Source organism: Spirabiliibacterium pneumoniae (assembly GCF_014884995.1).
GTDB lineage: Bacteria > Pseudomonadota > Gammaproteobacteria > Enterobacterales > Pasteurellaceae > Spirabiliibacterium > Spirabiliibacterium pneumoniae.
The window spans coordinates 304,052-322,000 of record NZ_JABMII010000004.1 but is presented as its reverse complement, the minus strand read 5'-3'; the positions used below and the strand labels follow the sequence as shown (position 1 = coordinate 322,000).

Genomic DNA, 17,949 nt, shown 5'->3' with positions numbered 1-17,949 from the left:
CAAACTCCTAAATTAAAACTACTTTTTATAAATGTTGCTATGAACATAGTGCAAAGTGCGGTTTGTGGCAATTTTTTCGCCCAAATTTGCAAGGCTCATCACAAAAAATGGTTTTTTGTGGGGGTGAATTTGTTATCCTAAGCAAATGCAACGAATAAAATGTTAATCAACATAAGGAGTGCCCATGGGCGAATGTGAAAACTACGGCATCACCATTTCTGCGTTTGGCGATGTAAATGTGCTTGATGTGGCGCAAAGCCTACCTGTGCCAGAGATTGGTGACAACGACATTTTGCTGGAAGTCGCCTTTGCTGGCGTCAACCCTGTAGATTATAAAACGCGCCAAGGCTTAGGCTGGGGAGCGGAGAAGTTTAAACCCCAATTCCCTGCGGTGCTGGGCTTTGATATGGCTGGCGTGGTGGCGAAAGCAGGCTGCAATAGCGGCTTTCATGAAGGTGAACGGGTGGCCGCCTTGAGTTTTGATGGCGGCGGTTATAGCCGTTATGCCAAAGTAAACAGCGCTTTGGTGGCGCGCATTCCTGAAAATGTCAGTATGCAGCAAGCCGCCGCCTTGCCTACGGTGGGTGTGACAGCCTATCAAATTATCAAACAGGCCAATCTCACATCAGGGCAAAAAGTAATGTTATCTGCGCCAGCAGGTGGCGTGGGGCATATTCTATTGCAGCTGCTCAAGCAACACGATGTGGAGATTGTCGTAATTTGTTCCAGCGCAAAAAAAGCGTGGGTTGAAGATCAAGGCATAAGTGAGGTGGTGGACTACACCGCAATCACCACCTTCCCTGATGTACAAGCGGATCTGTTTATCGATCTTGTCGGTGGCGACAGTGGCGTGCAAGCGCTTACGGGCGTTAAAGCAGGTGGGCGAGTAATTTGCGTACCGAGCATTCATGTACCACTATTGCAACAAGCCGGCAGCGCGAGAGGCTTACAGGTAGAAAAAATTCTAGCCACACCCAATGCAGCGGATCTGACCGCACTTTTAGCCATGATCAGTAACAAAACGCTGCATGTGGATATTGCAGCTATTTTTACTTGGCACGATCTTGCCATCGCTCATCAGCAATTAGAAACTGGTCGTACGCAAGGGAAATTAATTATTTCATTTTAAGGAATAACATGAGTATTAAACATATTGATCCTGTACAATTTGAAGACTTTTCAGGGCTCATTTTTGACATGGATGGAACGTTGATCGATACCATGGCGGCACATAAACGTGCTTGGCTGGAAATGGGACAAGAATATGGCTATGCGTTTGATCCGCAGTTGATGGTGGCATTAACGGGATCCACCACGCATAACATAGCACAAGCGATGATGGAAAAAGCGGGCATGCCATTGGATAAATTGGATGAAGTGGTTCAGAGAAAACGCGATCTTGGTGCACGTTATATGGCGGAAAGTGCGGTTTTGCTACCCGCCTTTGAAGTGGCTCAGTTTTACCATGGCAAAAAGCCACTCGCACTCGGCACTGGCGCGCACCGCCAAATTGTAGAGATGTTATTTGCACAATTTGATCTTGCCCGTTTATTCGATGTGGTGATCACCAGCGATGATGTGCTCAACCATAAGCCACACCCAGACACTTTTTTACAATGTGCCAAAGGATTAGGGTTGCCACCCGAGCAGTGTGTCGTGTTTGAAGATGGTGATTTTGGGGTGCAAGCAGCATTAGCAGGCAACATGGCGGTGTTTGATGTGCGCACAGGGCAGCTTAAGCGTGGCGCTTTAGGTGCTTAAGATTTAGTGCTATACTGCTTTTGCCTTGCAATAGACAAAAAAATGCCCCCAAGTTGTGGGGGCGAAATAACCTAAGGAACCAACTTTATTATAGAAAAAAACTGCAAGTTGCTTGTATACTCAGACACAGCTTTGCGAAGAAAGTTCCGAAAAAAGTAAAAAAAATTTATCAAGGAAAAACCATGCCATTATTAGACAGTTTTACCGTTGATCACACCAAGATGAATGCCCCTGCCGTGCGCGTGGCCAAGACCATGCAAACGCCCAAAGGGGACGACATCACTGTGTTTGACCTGCGCTTTTGCCGCCCAAACATTGAAATTATGCCGATGAAAGGCGTGCACACGCTCGAACACTTATTCGCAGGCTTTATGCGTGATCACCTTAATTCAAGCAGCGTAGAGATCATCGACATTTCCCCAATGGGCTGCCGCACAGGCTTTTATATGAGTGTGATTGGTCGCCCAGATGAAAGTGCGGTCGTGCAAGCGTGGTTGGCGGCGATGGACGATGTGCTCAAGGTGGCATCACAAAACGACATTCCAGAGCTAAACAAATACCAATGCGGCACCTACACCGACCATTCTCTAGAAGAAGCGCAGGACATCGCGCGCCATATTCTTGAGCGCGGCGTGGGCGTGAATAAAAACGACGAACTTATTCTTGATCCCAGTTTTTTGAATAATTAACCCAAACCGAGCGTGCGCTCGGTTTTTTATTGCAAGGAGATGCTATGACCACCCTCGGCACCCCGTTAACTTTAAACGCCACCAAAGTAATGCTTCTCGGCTCAGGCGAGCTGGGCAAGGAAGTGGTGATTGAACTCCAACGTCTCGGCGTGGAGGTGATTGCTGTTGACCGCTATGACAACGCACCCGCGCAACAAGTGGCACACCGCGCTTATACCCTCTCGATGCTCGACAGCGAGGCGCTTAAAGCATTGGTGGAGCAAGAGCAACCAGATTATATCGTGCCTGAAGTCGAAGCCATTGCCACCGACACGCTGCTTGAGCTTGAACGTGCAGGCTTTAACGTGATTCCAACTGCGAATGCCACCAAATTGACCATGAATCGTGAAGGTATCCGCCGCTTGGCGGCCGAAGAATTGGGGCTGCCAACCTCGCCTTATCGCTTTGTGGACAATATGGATGATTTCAAAAGTGCGGTCAGTGAGATTGGGCTGCCGTGCGTGGTCAAGCCCATTATGAGTTCATCAGGGCATGGGCAAAGTGTGTTGAAATCAGAACAAGACATCATGCAGGCATGGGAATACGCCCAATCAGGTGGGCGCGCAGGTGGCGGACGCGTTATTGTTGAAGGATTTGTGGCGTTTGATTATGAAATCACGCTGCTGACGGTGCGCCACATTGGCGGCACGTCATTCCTTGCGCCGATTGGTCATCGGCAAGAACAGGGCGATTATCGCGAATCGTGGCAGCCACAAGCGATGAGTGAAACCGCACTTTTACAAGCGCAAAACATCGCCGAGAAAATTACCAGCGCACTCGGTGGGCGTGGCATCTTTGGCGTTGAGTTATTTGTGCGTGGCGATGAGGTGATTTTCAACGAAGTTTCTCCACGCCCGCACGACACAGGCATGGTGACATTAATCTCACAACCGCTTTCCGAGTTTGCGCTACATGTACGTGCGATTCTCGGCTTACCGATTCCTGAAATTGAGCAATTTTCACCCGCTGCATCGCGTGCTATTGTGGTGGAAGGAAAATCAAACAACGTGCGTTTTGGCAATCTCAACGATGTACTTGACGAGCCGAAAGTGGACATTCGCTTGTTCGGCAAGGGCGAGGTTAACGGCCACCGCCGTTTGGGCGTGATTTTAGCCCGTGATGACAGCATTGAGTTCGCGCGCGAGAAAACACAACGGGCACTTGATAAGCTTGAGATTACGCTCTAAGTGAACATTTACTAACTGCGCAAACTTTAACCAAATGGACGAACTTTTTATTATTTTTTGCGTCTAAATTAATACGAATTCGAGCCATCATCACATTGGGTTGTTTTACAACAGCGCCAATTGTGATATAAATGCAGGTTCATAACTTAAGGAAGAATGCAATGAATAAAGAAATGCAAACCATGATGCTTGTCCCGCAAGGTAGCCTTGAGGGCTATATTCGCGCTGCCAACGAGTATCCGATGCTCAGCGCAGAAGAAGAAAAAGCGTTGGCAGAACGTTTGTATTACCACGAAGATTTAGATGCGGCCAAGCAATTGATTTTATCGCACCTGCGTTTCGTGATTCACATTGCGCGTGGTTATGCAGGCTACGGTCTGCCACAAGCGGATTTGATTCAAGAAGGCAACATTGGCTTGATGAAAGCCGTGCGTCGTTTTAATCCAGAAGTGGGCGTGCGCTTGGTGTCATTCGCCGTGCATTGGGTGAAAGCGGAAATTCACGAATATGTGCTGCGCAACTGGCGTATCGTGAAAGTCGCCACCACCAAAGCGCAACGCAAATTGTTCTTCAACTTGCGCAAAACTAAGCAACGCTTTGGCTGGTTTAATGAAAGCGAAGTGGCCATGGTGGCCGATGAGCTGGGTGTGTCAGTCGATGATGTGAAAGAAATGGAATCACGCATGAGCGGGCAAGATATGGCATTTGATTTGCCAACAGACGACGCGGAAGAAAGCTACAGCCCAGCCTTGTATTTAGAAGATAAATCGTCTGATTTCGCCGCTGAACTGGAAAGCGAAAACTACGAAGAACAAGCCTCCGAGCAGCTGAGCATTGCACTTGAAGGCTTAGACGAACGCAGTTTAGACATTATCCGCTCACGTTGGCTAGACGAAAACAAAGCCACACTGCAAGATTTGGCGGCCAAATACAACATCTCCGCCGAACGTGTGCGCCAGTTGGAAACCAACGCCTTGAAAAAACTCAAAGGCGCAGTGAGTTTTTAAGGCCACCTAACGATGAAAAGCTGAACATAATGTTCAGCTTTTTTTATGCCACCAGAACGCCAGCACAAATGGCAAGGAAGAATGAAAAACCAACATAATTGTTATTCAAAAAGGCCTTAAAACACGCCATGCGTTCACGGTTGCGCGTGAGTTGTGCTTGATAGATAAAAAGTGCGGTTGGTAGGATTAATAACACATAAAACACCCAGTGCAAATGAGTCAGTGCACCAATGGCGACAAAGAGCGCCAAGGTACCAGCTTGCAAGGCGGCGATGATTTTGTTGTCGTATTGTGCAAACAAAATAGCGGTGGATTTCACGCCGATGCGCAGGTCATCATCGCGATCAACCATCGCATATTGGGTATCATAAGCAACTGTCCATAACATATTAGCGATAAACAACAACCAACACACCAAGGGCAGTTGATTAGTTACTGCTGCATACGCCATAGGGATCGACCAACCAAAAGCTGCACCGAGCACAAATTGCGGCAGGTGGGTGTAGCGTTTCATAAAGGGATAAATAAACGCCAGCGCAATGGCGATAAAGGATAGCCCAATGGCGTAGCGGTTGAGAGTGAGCACCAGCAAAAATGCCAGCAGTGAGAGCGCGATAAACAGCCATTTTGCCTCGCGTGCACTCACCTCGCCTGTGGCTAAAGGGCGAAGTGCAGTGCGCTTGACGCTGCCATCAAAGTGGCGATCGGCATAGTCGTTGATCACGCACCCCGCCGCACGCATCAAAAACACGCCCAAGGCGAACACCACCAAGAGTTTGGCCTCAGGCAGACCGCTGCTAGCCAGCACCAGCGCCCACAGCGTTGGCCACAACAGCAGCAGCGTGCCAATCGGGCGGTCAATGCGCATTAAGCGTGCATAAGCAGACAGTTTCTCAAAATAACGGGCCATAACATTCAGCACTGATAAATCATGGCGTTATTTTACACTAAAAGTGCGGTTAAAAGCACAATCCGTTACATTTTTTCTGTGCGTTTGCAATCAATCCCGCCACTTAAAGCGCCCACCACAAGCCCAGCGATATGGGCTGCGTTGCCCACCTGCGCGCCATACAAGGGGCCTGCAAACCCCAAAACAATGCCGATGATGATCATATACACAAAGCCTGTGGGCAGCGCAAAACGTTGCTGTGGGTCAGCGCGATGGCAAACGTAAATATAGCCTAACACGCCATACACCACGCCCGACAGCCCAAAAAACGCTGCACCTGAGAAGGCATTTTGCACAATACCTGAAATCAACGCGCAGCTTAAAAAAAGCTGCACCAGCTTGCCACTACCGCACTTTTGCTCAATGCGGCTGGCAAAAATCAGCCACCACGTCAAATTAAAGGCAATATGGCTAAACGACAAATGCACCAGCGCGTGACTGAAAAAGCGCCACACCTCACCGTATTGCCCAGTTTCAGGAAAGTGCAGCGCCAAGAACAACTCCCGCTCACCGATTAAAAACGACAACGCATAGACCACAATACAAAGTGCGGTGACAAGTGCGGTTACAGGTGCTCGTTTGAGCCAGGTTAGCAGGCTTTGCAATGAGAATAACGGTAATTTTTCCACTTCTTCGGCTTGCCCTTGTGCCCAGCTGGCTTGCACAAATTGCGCATCGTCTGGGTTTTGCACAAAGGCTTGCACAGCGACGTCAAGTTGCGCGTGTAATGCTTCATTGAGTGGCGCGGGGCAACGCACTTCAAAGTGCGGTTCAATATTCACCACCTCTAAGGTTAGCCCAAATTGTGCTTTGGCATAATCTCGAAAGCGCAGCGCCAATGCGTGGCTGTCGGTTGTCAGCAAGGTTTGCATAATCTCTCCTCTAATGCGATCATAGCGTTATACTACAAGGTCTAATGTTGAATCAAAAGCAAAAGGAGTGCCTGTGGCGTTTAAAACCGCACTTTGGGTCTTGGCAGCCCCGATTATTTTATGGCCATTCGCGCTGTTACTGTCGCCTTATGTTGGCGACTCGCCTGCGCTCACATTCTCTCAAGCCAATGGGGTGGCTACCCTGATGTGGGCCTACCCGCTCGCCATTGCGTTGATGATCGCACTGCTGCGTCGGGTTTACCCCCGTGCAGCGCGCATGGCGTGGGGGCTGGCTGTGCTGGCGATAGCGGTGGTTTATTGGCAAGTTATCGCGATTGCGTACTTGTTTTAACGGGCAACCCTGCGGCCTGCCAGCCTTCAAAACCACCCTCAATGCTAAACACCTGCTCAAAGCCCAGATTGGCGAGATAATGCCCTGCATTGAGGCTTGAGATGCCGTGATAACACATCACCAAAATCGGCTGCTCAAAATCCAGTGCGTCGAGTTCCTGTTGTAAGTTGTCGTTGCTTAAATGACGCGCCCCATCGGCGTGTTGTTGGCGAAAATGGGCGTTATCGCGAATGTCGAATAACACCGCGTCATCGCGCGCTTGCAGTAAAGCAAAGGCATCGCGTGCGGAAATAGGGGTGACGGTGTCGCTCATGCCGCCTCCTTACGCGCAGCATGGTGGTTGAGTAAAAACATACCGTAGCCAGAGATAAAAATCAAAAGATAGCCCACCCAGCTGACCCAATCGGGCATTTCGTTGAATAAAAAGACACTAAAGAGGGCGGCGAAAATCACCGAAGTATAGGAATAAATCGACACCTCTTTGGCACTGGCAAAACGGTATGCCAACGTGATGCCAAATTGCCCAAAGGTAGCCGCCACGCCCGAGCCGATTAAAAACAGCAATTGTGCGCTGTTCATCGGCTCGTAGACAAACAGCAGCGGTGGCAGCAGCACGATGGTGGAAAAAAACGAGAAGAAAAACACAATGGTGTAAGACGACTCTGTCACTTTGCTCAACGCCAGCACGCGCAGCATTAAATAGGCACCCGCAGCTGCAATCGCACCGCCGAGCGCGACTAAATACGGGAAAAGTGCGGTTTCAAAACTTGGTTTGATGATAAGAATCAGCCCCACAAACGCCAAGGTGCAAAAGGCGATTTGCTTGGGCGTGACGCGCTCTTGCAAAAAAATCGCGGAGAGCACAATCAAAATGAATGGCGAGAGTTTCATGATCATATCTGCGTCGCTAAGCACGAGGTGATCAATAGAATAAAAACTCATTAAAATGCCGCTCAGCCCAAAAATGCTACGCCAGATCAGTGTCTTGCGGTTGGCACTGGCGGCGAAAAACCGCACTTGATGACGCCAGACTAAAAAACCACTCAGTGCGGCGGCAATAGCGTTGCGGAAAATGGATTTTTGCACCACGGGCAGATCGCCTGAGAGTTTCAAACACACGCCCATCACGGTAAAGGCGAGTGCGGAGATAAGCATCGCCAAAATGCCCTTGCTTAAATTTGACATAATCGCACTTAAAAATAAAAGCACGTTACCGATTTTTAGCCAAAATAGCAAGCCACTTGAGTTGCGCCAAGCCTGTGGTATAGTGAACAAAGCATCAAAGGAGAAAGGAATGATGAAAAAAAATGTAGCTGCCCTTGCCGCAGTGTTGACCTTAAGTGGCTGTAGCCTGTTCAACAACTCAGCGGTAATTGACCTGCCCGCAGGTGAACGCGATACGCCGTCATATATGATTGGCTATCAAACCGCCACCCAAACCTATCACGGTACCATCGACCGCCAATACGACGTGGACGAGTTCACCCGTGGCGTACAGGCATGGTATCGTGGTGATGTGAAAGAGCCACTGGAAAGCCTGCGCCAAAAACTTTACAACAAATTGCAAGACAGCAACGTCTATGAATTTCGCAAAGGTGCGGTGTTTGCAGGCGACGTGCAAAACAACTTGAGCCAATTCAGCCCTGGCTGCTGGGCGAAGCTCAACAAACCAAGCATCACCCAAGGCATTTATGACGCTATGCGTGACTTGCAAAAACAACGCGTAACCTACAGCGAAGCGCAACTCAATCAAGGTTATGAAGCCTTCGTGCGCCTGTGCCCACCAAAAGCACAAAGTGCGGTCAAGGGTAAAACCAAACACAAAGGCAAAAAATAAAGTGTGATCAAGCTCAAGTTTTGCACATTTTCTCACGGGGTTCTCTTGAACCCCGTTTTATTTTGGCGAATAATAAAACAACAATTTGCTTTTGGGAGACTGAAAGCAAAATTTTTACCTTGAAAGCTGAAACGTTTCAACATTTTCAGCAAGCAAATCACAAACAAGGAGCACAGGATGTTTGAATTGCCACAAGAAAATATTCGTCTTGCCCAACAGGTGGAAAATAAAGCGCACGCGATTGCAACGCTCGCCAACGCGCTAATTTCTACAGGGTATGTCAAAGCAGGCTATGAACAAGGTATGCTCGTGCGAGAGCAGCAGACGTCAACCTTTTTGGGCAATGGCATTGCGATTCCCCATGGCACACTCGACACGCGAGATTTGGTGTTAAAAACAGGCGTGCAGATTTTACAAATTCCGCAGGGCGTGGATTGGGGCGATGGCAATATCGCTTATGTGGTGATCGCCATCGCGGCGCGCAGTGACGAGCATTTAAGCCTGCTACGCCAGTTAACCCACGTTCTTAGTGATGAACAAACCGCCGAACAGCTTGCTCACACCAACGATGTGGACACATTCCGAGCTTTGCTGATGGGCGAAAGCCAAAGTGCGGTTGACAACGAAAGCCTGATTACGCTCGATGTTGACAGCACCAGCCTGCTGGCACTCAACGCGTTAAACAGTGCCAATCTTGAGCAAGCGGGTTGCGTTGACCGCACTTTTATTCGCGAAACGCTTAATCAAACACCGCTACATTTAGGTGATGGTGTATGGCTTGCTGACAGCCCGCAAGGCAACCGTGCCAATGGGATTGCGCTCGCACGCACCAAAACGGCATTTGAACATCACGGGCAGCGGGCACAAGTGCTTGTGAGTGCAGCGTGTGTGAATGCGGATTTACAGGGCGTTTTCACGCGCTTGTTGCAAACCGAGGTGCGCTCACAACTGCTGCAAGCCGAAAGCAAAAGTGCGGTGCTGGCAATTTTACACGGACAAGCGCAAGCGAGCACACAAAATGAAAGTGCGGTGGCAACAAGGCTGCCAGAGGGCGCGGTGGAAGGCACCTTTATGGTGAAAAATGAAAATGGCCTGCACGCCCGCCCAAGTGCGCTGTTGGTGCAGGTCGCGAAAAAATTCACCAGCCAAATTCAGGTGGACAACCTCAGCCGCCAAACTGCCGCTGTGAGCGCAAAAAGCATGATGAAAGTGGTCTCCCTTGGGGCAACCAAAGGGCATCAATTGCACTTTGTGGCGCAAGGTGATGATGCCAACGCAGCAATTGATGCCATTGGGCAGGCTATCGCCGAAGGGCTAGGAGAGTAATATGAACATTGCAACGATAACCCTCAACCCTGCTTTTGATCTAGTTGGGCGCATGGAACATATCACCTTGGGCGGCGTGAATGCGGTGCAAACGTTGGGTGTTTACCCCGCGGGCAAAGGCATTAATGTGGCGAAAGTATTAAGTGATCTTGGCGTGACGGGCATTATGCTCGGCGGGCTGTTAGGTCAAGAAAATAGCGCCGCCTTTGAACAGCATTTTGCCACGCTCAACGTGATTGACCGCATGCAACGCATCGCTGGCAGCACGCGCACCAATGTCAAACTCACCGCAAGCGATGGCGAGGTGACGGATCTCAATTTCTCTGGCTTTACCGTCAGCGCGCCCCAATGGCAGCAATTTTGTGACGACAGCGTGAATTATCTGCGCGATGTGCAATTAGTCGCCGTGTGTGGCAGCTTGCCGCGTGGCGTTAGTGCCGCCATGTTCGCGCAGTGGCTAAGTGCGGTGCGCGCGCTGGGGGTGAAAGTGGTGTTGGATAGTAGCAAAGCGGCGCTGAACGCAGGCATGCAAACAACACCGTGGCTGGTGAAACCCAATGAGCATGAGCTGGCGGAGTACATGAACGTGCCGCTAAAAACACTTGATGAGATCATCGATGCTGCGCAGGCGTTGCACACACAAGGGATTGAAAATGTGGTGGTTTCCATGGGCGAAAAAGGGGCGCTGTGGGTGAGTGAATATGGCGTGTTCCATGCCCAGCCACCACGCTGTGAGCGCATTGTGAGCACAGTGGGGGCAGGCGATTCGATGGTGGCGGGCTTTATTTATGGCTTAAGCCAGCAATGGTCGCCGCAGGAGGTGTTCGCGTGCGCCAGCGCATTAGGGACATTAGCCGTGATGCAAGAAAATGTCGGGCTAACCGATCGCCAACAGCTTAACGATATGATGAAAAAAGTAACGATTCAGCGCAAGGGAGAATAAGATGAAAATTCAATTAATTGATGCTCAAAATCAAGGAGAAGCGCGACGCTTTTTACTGCACGAAGTGTTTCACGCCGCCGCTCAACGCGCAGGGCATAGTGTTGTCACCGACGACGGTGACGTTTGTGTGGTGCTTGGGAAAAGTGCGGTTGAACACACGGCACTGGCGGGTAAACAAGTGGCATTTTTGCACGCCGATAGCCTGCTCAACCCAGAACAGCAATTAGCTGCTGCATTACAACAGGCAACATTATTTCACGCAGAAAAGCAAAGTGCGGTCGCTCAACAAAAAAACATTGTGGCTGTCACTGCCTGCCCAACGGGCGTGGCGCACACCTTTATGTCGGCTGAAGCCATTGAAACCTACTGTCAAGCGCAAGGCTGGCAGGTGAAAGTGGAAACCCGCGGGCAAGTGGGCGCAGGCAACGTGCTTAGCGAGCAAGATATTCGTGCGGCAGATTTGGTGTTTGTGGCAGCCGACATTGAAGTTGATTTGAGCAAATTCGACGGCAAGTTGATGTATCGCACCTCAACAGGGCTTGCGTTGAAAAAAACCGCATCAGAGTTCGACAAAGCCTGGCGTGAGGCGAGCGTTTATCACGCCAGCCAAGAGAAAAGTGCGGTCAGATCAACGGAAAAAAGCGAGAAAAAGGGCATCTATAGCCACTTGATGACAGGGGTGTCTCATATGTTGCCGATGGTGGTAGCCGGCGGCTTGATCATTGCGCTGTCGTTCGTGTTCGGGATTGAAGCGTTTAAACAAGAAGGCACGCTGGCGGCGGCCTTGATGCAAATTGGAGGCGGCAGCGCCTTTGGCTTGATGATTCCCGTGCTGTCCGGTTATATCGCCTACTCCATCGCCGACCGACCAGGGCTTACCCCAGGCTTGGTGGGCGGCATGCTTGCCAGCTCGCTCGGGGCAGGATTCTTAGGTGGGATCATTTCAGGCTTTTTGGGTGGTTATCTCGCAAAATGGATCGCAGATTACATCAAACTACCCGCCACCATGAGCGCGCTAAAACCAATTTTAATCATTCCATTTTTCTCCACGCTATTGGTAGGCTTAATTATGATCTACGTGGTGGGTGACCCCGTTGCGTGGATTATGAAAAGCATGACTGACTTCTTAAGCGGAATGCAATCAGGCAGCGCAGTGGTGTTAGGTATCATTTTAGGTGCCATGATGTGCTTTGATATGGGCGGGCCAGTTAACAAAGCAGCATACGCCTTTGCTGTCGGCTTACTGGCCTCATCGTCTTACTTGCCAATGGCAGCAGTGATGGCAAGCGGCATGGTGCCAGCGCTTGGCATGGGGATCGCCACATTCCTTGCACGCAAAAAATTCGCCAACAACGAGCGCGAAGGGGGCAAAGCTTCGTTTGTGTTGGGCTTATGTTTTATCTCAGAAGGCGCAATCCCCTTTGCTGCGCGTGATCCAATGCGCGTGATTCCAAGCTGCATGGTCGGTGGCGCACTAACGGGCGCGTTATCCATGCTCTTTGGCGCAAAACTCATGGCACCACACGGTGGCATCTTCGTGCTCGCCATCCCTGGCGCCATCCAACCCGTGCTGCTCTACCTCATCGCCATCGCCGCTGGCAGCCTACTCACAGGCGCAATTTATGCCGCAATTAAACCACGCGAACAAAACATGGTTTAATGTGATCCAATCACCCAACCGCACTTTTGACATTATTTAAAGTGCGGTTTTTTTACCAACCTAAACAGGACTTTAACAAGCCACTCCACTTCGGTACAATACCCCAAAACAAGGGGGAGATATGACAACGATTGTCTGGCTGCGGCGGGATTTGCGTTTGTTTGATAACCGCACGCTGCAAACCGCACTTTTGCATAACAAGCCCGTGGTGGCCGTTTTTGTGTTTGACACCACTATTTTGGCGACTTTGAAGCGAGATGATCGGCGGTTGACTTTTATTCATCAGTCGTTGGTGGCGTTGCGTGAGGCCTTGGCGGCGCATCATATTCCTCTTTGGGTGGTGCATGATGACCCTAAAAGTGCGGTGCCGTCGTTGGCGAAAGCCGCTGGCGCAACCCGTGTGGTGTGTGCGGAAGATTATGAGCCTGCGGCGATTGCGCGAGATTCGGCGGTGCGTGCTGCGTTGGCTTGCGATAATGTGGCGTTTGAGCAAGTGTGCGATCAGGTGATTTTCCCGAAAGGTGCCATTTTAACCCAGCAAGGCAAGCCGTATAGTGTCTTTACGCCGTACAAAAAAGCGTGGCTTGCGAAGCTCCTCAGCGTGTTTGAACAGCTTGCCCTTGTGGATGATTGGGGAAGTTGTGTTAATGATGCAGCCTTTTTTAATGCGCATAAAAATCGCTTTCCGCTGCCTGAGTTGCGCGATTTGGGTTTTGAACGGCAAGACAATGTGCTACAAGGCGGTGAGGAAGCCGCACGCGAACGCTTGCAAGATTTTTTGCCACGCTTGGCGCGTTATCATCAATTGCGTGATTTTCCCGCTAAAAAAGGCGTGTCATACCTTTCCACCTATTTGCGCTTTGGGCTGCTGTCTATTCGGCATTTGGTGCGTTTGTGTTTGGAGCGGCCAAGCGAAGGGGCGGACACTTGGCTGTCGGAGTTGATTTGGCGTGAGTTTTATCAACAATTGCTTTATCACTACCCCAATGTGGTGCATGAGAGTTTTAAAGAACACTATCGCGCCATCAAATGGGGTAATAATCCTGACTGGTTTGCCGCGTGGAAGTGCGGTCAAACGGGCTTTCCGATTGTGGATGCGGCGATGCGTCAGCTTAATCAAACGGGCTTTATGCACAACCGCTTGCGCATGATTGTGGCGAGTTTCTTGACCAAAGATTTGTTGATTGATTGGCGCTGGGGTGAGGCGTATTTTGCCGAAAAATTGCTGGATTTTGATCTTGCTGCCAACAATGGTGGCTGGCAGTGGGCAGCGTCCACTGGCTGTGATGCGCAGCCGTATTTCCGCATTTTTAACCCAGTGACGCAATCGCAAAAATTTGATCCTGATGGCGAGTTTATCCGCCGTTATGTGCCTGAGCTTAGCGCATTGAATAATAAAGACATTCATGCGCCATGGGTGGCAAAAACGCCTGTGTTGGTGGATTACCCTGCGCCGATGGTTGATCACACAGAGCAACGCAAGTTAGCGCTGGCGATGTTTAAAGCGGATTAAGGGCGTTAATGACGCGGATCTGCTCAAAATTTGCCCATTGATCAGCGCGAATATCTGTCGTGACAATGCGCCCTTCATCGAGTAATTTTGCGCGTTGCGTGCCGGCGAGCAGAGGCGTTTTTGGCGTGTACCATACGCCTTGCTTGAGAAAGCACAAATTGCCAATTGAGCAGTCGGTGACCAAGCCCTGTTTGATGATGATAACCTCATCACATTCGCCACGTTGGGCATAGAGCGCGTTGAGCAAAGTGCGGTCAACGAATTTAAAGGCATAGTTGATTTCATCGCACACCACGGGCTTGAATCGCAAGAAGTTGCGGCGTTGATAAGGGAAAAACTGCACGGCAAAATCGGTCGTGTTGTAGTCCACGCGTGCGCGTACTAGCCCTGATTGAAACGCATTTGGAATGATGAGATGGGTGAAATCACAAGGCGTGCAGGTGCTGCCATAAAGTGCGGTCAATGCCTGCTGGCAGCGCGCTTGGTGATAGTGCGGATTTTGCACCACGCCGTCAATAACGGCAAGCGTTTCAAACAGTTCAAACATCGTCACCCCTTATGGGAATATACACTTTTTGCGCCACTTCGAGGTATTCATCACGCAGTTGGCTTTGCGCGGTGATGCCGCCGCCGCTGCGAAAAATCAGCCCATTTTCCCCTTGTTCGATAAAACGGATCGCTACCGCACTTTGCACATTTTCACCGTCAAAAATGCCAAAAATACCAGTATAAAAGCCGCGTGGTGCGCCTTCCGCCTGCTGGATAATCTCCACCGTTTTCTCTTTTGGTGCGCCACTGATTGAGCCTGCAGGCAGAAGTGTCCAAAGCATCTCGCCTAAATAGGATTGCCAGTTGGGCGGCAAATTGCCACGAATTTCTGAGCTGGTTTGCAAAATGGCGCCGCGCTCGGTTTCCAGTCGCTCCACATAGCGAAAGCGTGTGACCTGAATATGCTCTGCCACCATCGCCAAATCATTGCGAATGAGATCCACAATGGTGTTGTGCTCCCACAGCTCTTTTTGATTGTTGAGCAAGCGTTGTTCGGCATCAGGCAGAGTGGCGTCAATGGTACCTTTCATCGGGTAGGAAAAAATTTGATTATCACGGCTTTGCACAAACGGTTCGGGCGAAAAACAGACAAAAGTGCGGTTTTTACCTTGGCTGAGTAATTTATACGGCGCGCGGCTTAAGGCAAAAATAGCCTCGAGTGAAAGATTGCACGCAATCGGCGTGGGCATGGTGAGATTGAGCAAATAGGTGTTGCCCGCTTGCAGTGCGTGTGCCACTTGGTTGAAGGCGCGGGCGTAATCTTCAAGTGGCACGGGTGTGGCACGCAGTTGTAATGGCTGCGGGGATAACGTGCGCTTGAAGTTGGTTTGCTCGCCAAAAGCATAATAAAAACCGCACTTTTCGGCGTCAGGCAAGGCACAAACGAAGGGGCGTTGTTGCTCAAAGTCGATGGCAAAAAAGCACGGCTGGCGAGTGCAGCCAAAGGCATTGGCGTGCTGAATAAAGTCGCTTTTATTCATGTTGCAGCGCCGGTGGGAGAATGCCAAACTCGGCGAGTAGCATGCGCGTTTCAAATAACGGCAAGCCCATAATGCCCGTGTAGCTGCCGTCGATATGGCTGACAAAACTGCCCCCTAATCCTTGAATGCAACACGCGCCCGCTTTATCCATCGGCTCACCACTGGCAATATAGGCACGAATTTGTGTTTCTGTCAGCGCGGCGAAGCGCACCGCACTTTGCTGCACGATGGTGCGCTCTTCGCCGTTGAAATAGACACACACTGCCGTGAGCACATGATGGGCGCGATTAGACAGCGCACGCAACATTTCAAAGGCGTGCTGTGTGTTTTCAGGCTTGCCTAAAATCTGCTCATCCAACGCCACGCAGGTGTCGGCGGTGACAATGGCAAAGTGCGGTTCACCGTTAAGATTAGCTCGCGCTGCACGATTTTTTTCTCGTGCCATTCGAAGCACATAATCGTGTGCGTTTTCGCCTGCTTGCGCCGTTTCGTCAATGTCACTGTCCAGTGATTTGAGCGTAAAACCCAGCTGGGTGAGTAGCGCCCAGCGGCGTGGGCTTTGTGAGGCGAGATACAGTGTTGTGGGCATAAACTCCTCTGTTTGAATTGGCATAAGCAAAAAGTGCGGTTTTGCAGTATAATAACGCCCAAAAAGGACACATTATGCCACTGGATTCATTACAACTCACTCAGCTTGCTTGCGCCGTATTAGTGCTTGTGGTGCTGATTTTATTTTTTTGGAATGCAAAGCGCAAGCGCGACAGCCAAGAGTTGCGCGCTGATTTGAACAAAACGATTGCGGATTTCAACCAATTGGCGCAAAAATATGAGCAATTGCAAAGCCATAGCCAGCAGCTGCAAAGCAGCTTCGTACAAGCGCAAACGCGTGTGGAGGGCTTGCAAACCAGCCTTGGTGAGCGCGATGAAAAAATTCAGTATTTGCAAAAAGAACTCGATGAAGAACAAGCGCGTAACGAGGCGATCGGCGAGCAGATCACCGCACTCAAAGAACGCTTTGGTGCGGCTAATGCGCTGGCGCAGAGCTTACAAAGCCAGCTTGAGCGCAGCCACACGCAGATGGCGGGCAAAGATCAGCAGCTGCAAAACCTAGAGCAAGAGCTGGGTCAAACCCAGCGCGCGCTGATGAAATTACAAACCTCGCTGGAAGAGCGTGAGCTGCATTTCACCAAGCAGCAGCAAAATTTTGAGCAAACGAAAATGCAGTTAACGCAAGAGTTCCAAAATCTTGCTAACCGCATTTTGGAAGAGAAGAGCCAACGTTTTCAACAGCACAATCAAAGTGCGCTTGAAGGCTTGCTGAAGCCATTTCGTGAACAGATTGACAGTTTTCAAAAACGTGTTAATGAGGTGCATTCGGAGTCCATTAAAGGACAGGTGGCGCTGGAAAGTGAGATTAAAAAAGTGCTCGATATTGGGCTTGCGATGTCGCAAGAGGCGAATAATCTCACCACTGCACTGAAAGGCGAGAAGAAAACCACGGGGAACTGGGGCGAAATGCAGTTAGAGCGCAGCTTGCAGCTGGCAGGGTTGGTGGCAGGTGAGCACTATGACACTCAGGCGAGCTTTAAGGATGTACAAGGCAACCGCCGATTGCCTGATTTTGTGGTGAAATTGCCAGATGATAAACATCTGATCATTGATAGCAAAATGTCGCTGGTGGCGTATGAAAGTGCGGTCAGCTGCGACAGCGAGGCAGAGCAGCAGCACTTTTTGCGTGAACACGTTAAAGCGGTGCGCCAGCATGTGAACGAGTTAGCACAAAAAGATTACAGCAACCTGATTGGCATGCGCAGCCCGAATTTTGTGTTGATGTTTATTGGGTTAGAACCTGCCTACATTGAGGCACTGAAAGCAGATCACGCACTGTTTAATGAGGCGTATAACAAAAATGTGATTATTGTTTCGCACACCACCTTGATGCCGATTTTGCGTACGGTGGCCAATCTGTGGCGCATTGAGCGAGGCAATAGTGAAGCGCAAGAGATCAGCGCGCGCGCCGGTGAGCTTTATAATCAAGTCAGCGTGCTGGCTGAGCGGTTGCAAAAGTTGGGCAATTCACTTTCGGCGGTCAGCAATCATTACAACAGCACGGTCACAGCGCTGGTTGGTACGCGCGGGCTTTATAGCAAAGTGGAGCAGTTTAAAACGTTGTCATCGAAAGTGACCAAAACTCTGCCAGAGCTTGAACCGCTGCAAAATGTGGCAGAGCACGAGCGGCTCAATGTGGTGAAAGCCGACGAGCAAGCATAACTAAAGTGCGGTCA

Annotated in this window: 19 protein-coding genes; 12 read left to right on the top strand and 7 right to left on the bottom strand. The window is 50.2% G+C overall.

The window, feature by feature from the left end:
- Positions 1-184: 184 nt before the first annotated feature.
- From HPC38_RS03965 to rpoH, 5 genes are all read left to right on the top strand, one after another.
- Positions 185-1,129 (top strand): NADP-dependent oxidoreductase, encoded by a 945-nt coding sequence (locus tag HPC38_RS03965; protein ID WP_208119970.1) that lies wholly within the window; start codon positions 185-187, stop codon positions 1,127-1,129.
- Positions 1,130-1,137: 8 nt separating this feature from the next.
- Entirely contained in the window at positions 1,138-1,761 is a 624-nt protein-coding gene (locus HPC38_RS03960; RefSeq protein ID WP_208119969.1) for a beta-phosphoglucomutase family hydrolase, read from the top strand.
- A 182-nt stretch (positions 1,762-1,943) separates the two neighbouring features.
- On the top strand, positions 1,944-2,450 hold the full coding sequence (luxS, locus tag HPC38_RS03955; protein WP_208119968.1) for an S-ribosylhomocysteine lyase: 507 nt from the start codon (positions 1,944-1,946) through the stop codon (positions 2,448-2,450).
- A 44-nt stretch (positions 2,451-2,494) separates the two neighbouring features.
- Complete coding sequence (gene purT, locus HPC38_RS03950) at positions 2,495-3,676, top strand: formate-dependent phosphoribosylglycinamide formyltransferase (RefSeq protein WP_208119967.1); 1,182 nt, start codon at positions 2,495-2,497, stop codon at positions 3,674-3,676.
- Between the two features lie 161 nt (positions 3,677-3,837).
- Complete coding sequence (gene rpoH / locus HPC38_RS03945) at positions 3,838-4,683, top strand: RNA polymerase sigma factor RpoH (protein WP_208119966.1); 846 nt, start codon at positions 3,838-3,840, stop codon at positions 4,681-4,683.
- A gap of 43 nt (positions 4,684-4,726) precedes the next feature.
- Here rpoH and ubiA read toward each other — a convergent pair whose 3' ends face one another.
- A complete protein-coding gene (ubiA, locus tag HPC38_RS03940) occupies positions 4,727-5,602 on the bottom strand; it encodes a 4-hydroxybenzoate octaprenyltransferase (protein WP_208120067.1) in 876 nt (291 codons plus the stop codon).
- Positions 5,603-5,658: 56 nt separating this feature from the next.
- Positions 5,659-6,504 carry a rhomboid family intramembrane serine protease gene (locus HPC38_RS03935; RefSeq protein WP_208119965.1) on the bottom strand — a complete coding sequence of 282 codons (846 nt, stop codon included), beginning with the start codon at positions 6,502-6,504 and terminating at the stop codon, positions 5,659-5,661.
- Between the two features lie 73 nt (positions 6,505-6,577).
- Here HPC38_RS03935 and HPC38_RS03930 point away from each other — a divergent pair, with 73 nt between their 5' ends.
- A complete protein-coding gene (locus tag HPC38_RS03930) occupies positions 6,578-6,856 on the top strand; it encodes a DUF5389 family protein (RefSeq protein ID WP_208119964.1) in 279 nt (92 codons plus the stop codon).
- Here HPC38_RS03930 and glpE read toward each other — a convergent pair.
- Both glpE and HPC38_RS03920 read right to left on the bottom strand, forming a co-directional pair.
- Entirely contained in the window at positions 6,831-7,169 is a 339-nt protein-coding gene (gene glpE, locus HPC38_RS03925; protein WP_208119963.1) for a thiosulfate sulfurtransferase GlpE, read from the bottom strand. The two genes, HPC38_RS03930 and glpE, sit on opposite strands and share 26 nt — an antisense overlap.
- The gene (locus HPC38_RS03920; protein ID WP_208119962.1) at positions 7,166-8,041 is read right to left on the bottom strand and encodes a DMT family transporter; all 876 of its coding nucleotides are present in this window, start codon (positions 8,039-8,041) and stop codon (positions 7,166-7,168) included. Before HPC38_RS03920 ends, glpE begins: the two co-directional genes overlap by 4 nt.
- Before the next feature lie 109 nt (positions 8,042-8,150).
- On the opposite strand from HPC38_RS03920, the gene HPC38_RS03915 reads away from it, so the two are divergent.
- The 5 genes from HPC38_RS03915 to HPC38_RS03895 all read left to right on the top strand — a co-directional run bounded on the left by HPC38_RS03915 (position 8,151) and on the right by HPC38_RS03895 (position 14,135).
- On the top strand, positions 8,151-8,693 hold the full coding sequence (locus HPC38_RS03915; protein ID WP_208119961.1) for a hypothetical protein: 543 nt from the start codon (positions 8,151-8,153) through the stop codon (positions 8,691-8,693).
- Between the two features lie 177 nt (positions 8,694-8,870).
- Positions 8,871-10,019, top strand: coding sequence for a fused PTS fructose transporter subunit IIA/HPr protein (gene fruB, locus HPC38_RS03910; RefSeq protein ID WP_208119960.1), 1,149 nt, complete (start codon positions 8,871-8,873; stop codon positions 10,017-10,019).
- A 1-nt stretch (position 10,020) separates the two neighbouring features.
- On the top strand, positions 10,021-10,962 hold the full coding sequence (gene pfkB / locus HPC38_RS03905; protein ID WP_208119959.1) for a 1-phosphofructokinase: 942 nt from the start codon (positions 10,021-10,023) through the stop codon (positions 10,960-10,962).
- A gap of 1 nt (position 10,963) precedes the next feature.
- The gene (gene fruA / locus HPC38_RS03900) at positions 10,964-12,622 is read left to right on the top strand and encodes a PTS fructose transporter subunit IIBC (RefSeq protein ID WP_208119958.1); all 1,659 of its coding nucleotides are present in this window, start codon (positions 10,964-10,966) and stop codon (positions 12,620-12,622) included.
- A gap of 121 nt (positions 12,623-12,743) precedes the next feature.
- The gene (locus HPC38_RS03895; RefSeq protein WP_208119957.1) at positions 12,744-14,135 is read left to right on the top strand and encodes a cryptochrome/photolyase family protein; all 1,392 of its coding nucleotides are present in this window, start codon (positions 12,744-12,746) and stop codon (positions 14,133-14,135) included.
- Here HPC38_RS03895 and HPC38_RS03890 read toward each other — a convergent pair.
- The 3 genes from HPC38_RS03890 to HPC38_RS03880 are packed head-to-tail and all read right to left on the bottom strand — an operon-like array spanning position 14,122 to position 16,253.
- Complete coding sequence (locus tag HPC38_RS03890) at positions 14,122-14,682, bottom strand: aminotransferase class IV family protein (protein ID WP_208119956.1); 561 nt, start codon at positions 14,680-14,682, stop codon at positions 14,122-14,124. The two genes, HPC38_RS03895 and HPC38_RS03890, sit on opposite strands and share 14 nt — an antisense overlap.
- Positions 14,675-15,664: an aminodeoxychorismate synthase component I gene (locus tag HPC38_RS03885; protein WP_208119955.1), complete on the bottom strand. Its 990-nt coding sequence runs from the start codon at positions 15,662-15,664 to the stop codon at positions 14,675-14,677. Before HPC38_RS03885 ends, HPC38_RS03890 begins: the two co-directional genes overlap by 8 nt.
- Positions 15,657-16,253 carry a Maf family protein gene (locus HPC38_RS03880; protein WP_208119954.1) on the bottom strand — a complete coding sequence of 199 codons (597 nt, stop codon included), beginning with the start codon at positions 16,251-16,253 and terminating at the stop codon, positions 15,657-15,659. Before HPC38_RS03880 ends, HPC38_RS03885 begins: the two co-directional genes overlap by 8 nt.
- A 74-nt stretch (positions 16,254-16,327) precedes the next feature.
- On the opposite strand from HPC38_RS03880, the gene rmuC reads away from it, so the two are divergent.
- Positions 16,328-17,935 (top strand): DNA recombination protein RmuC, encoded by a 1,608-nt coding sequence (gene rmuC / locus HPC38_RS03875; RefSeq protein WP_208119953.1) that lies wholly within the window; start codon positions 16,328-16,330, stop codon positions 17,933-17,935.
- The last annotated feature ends 14 nt before the right edge of the window (positions 17,936-17,949 follow it).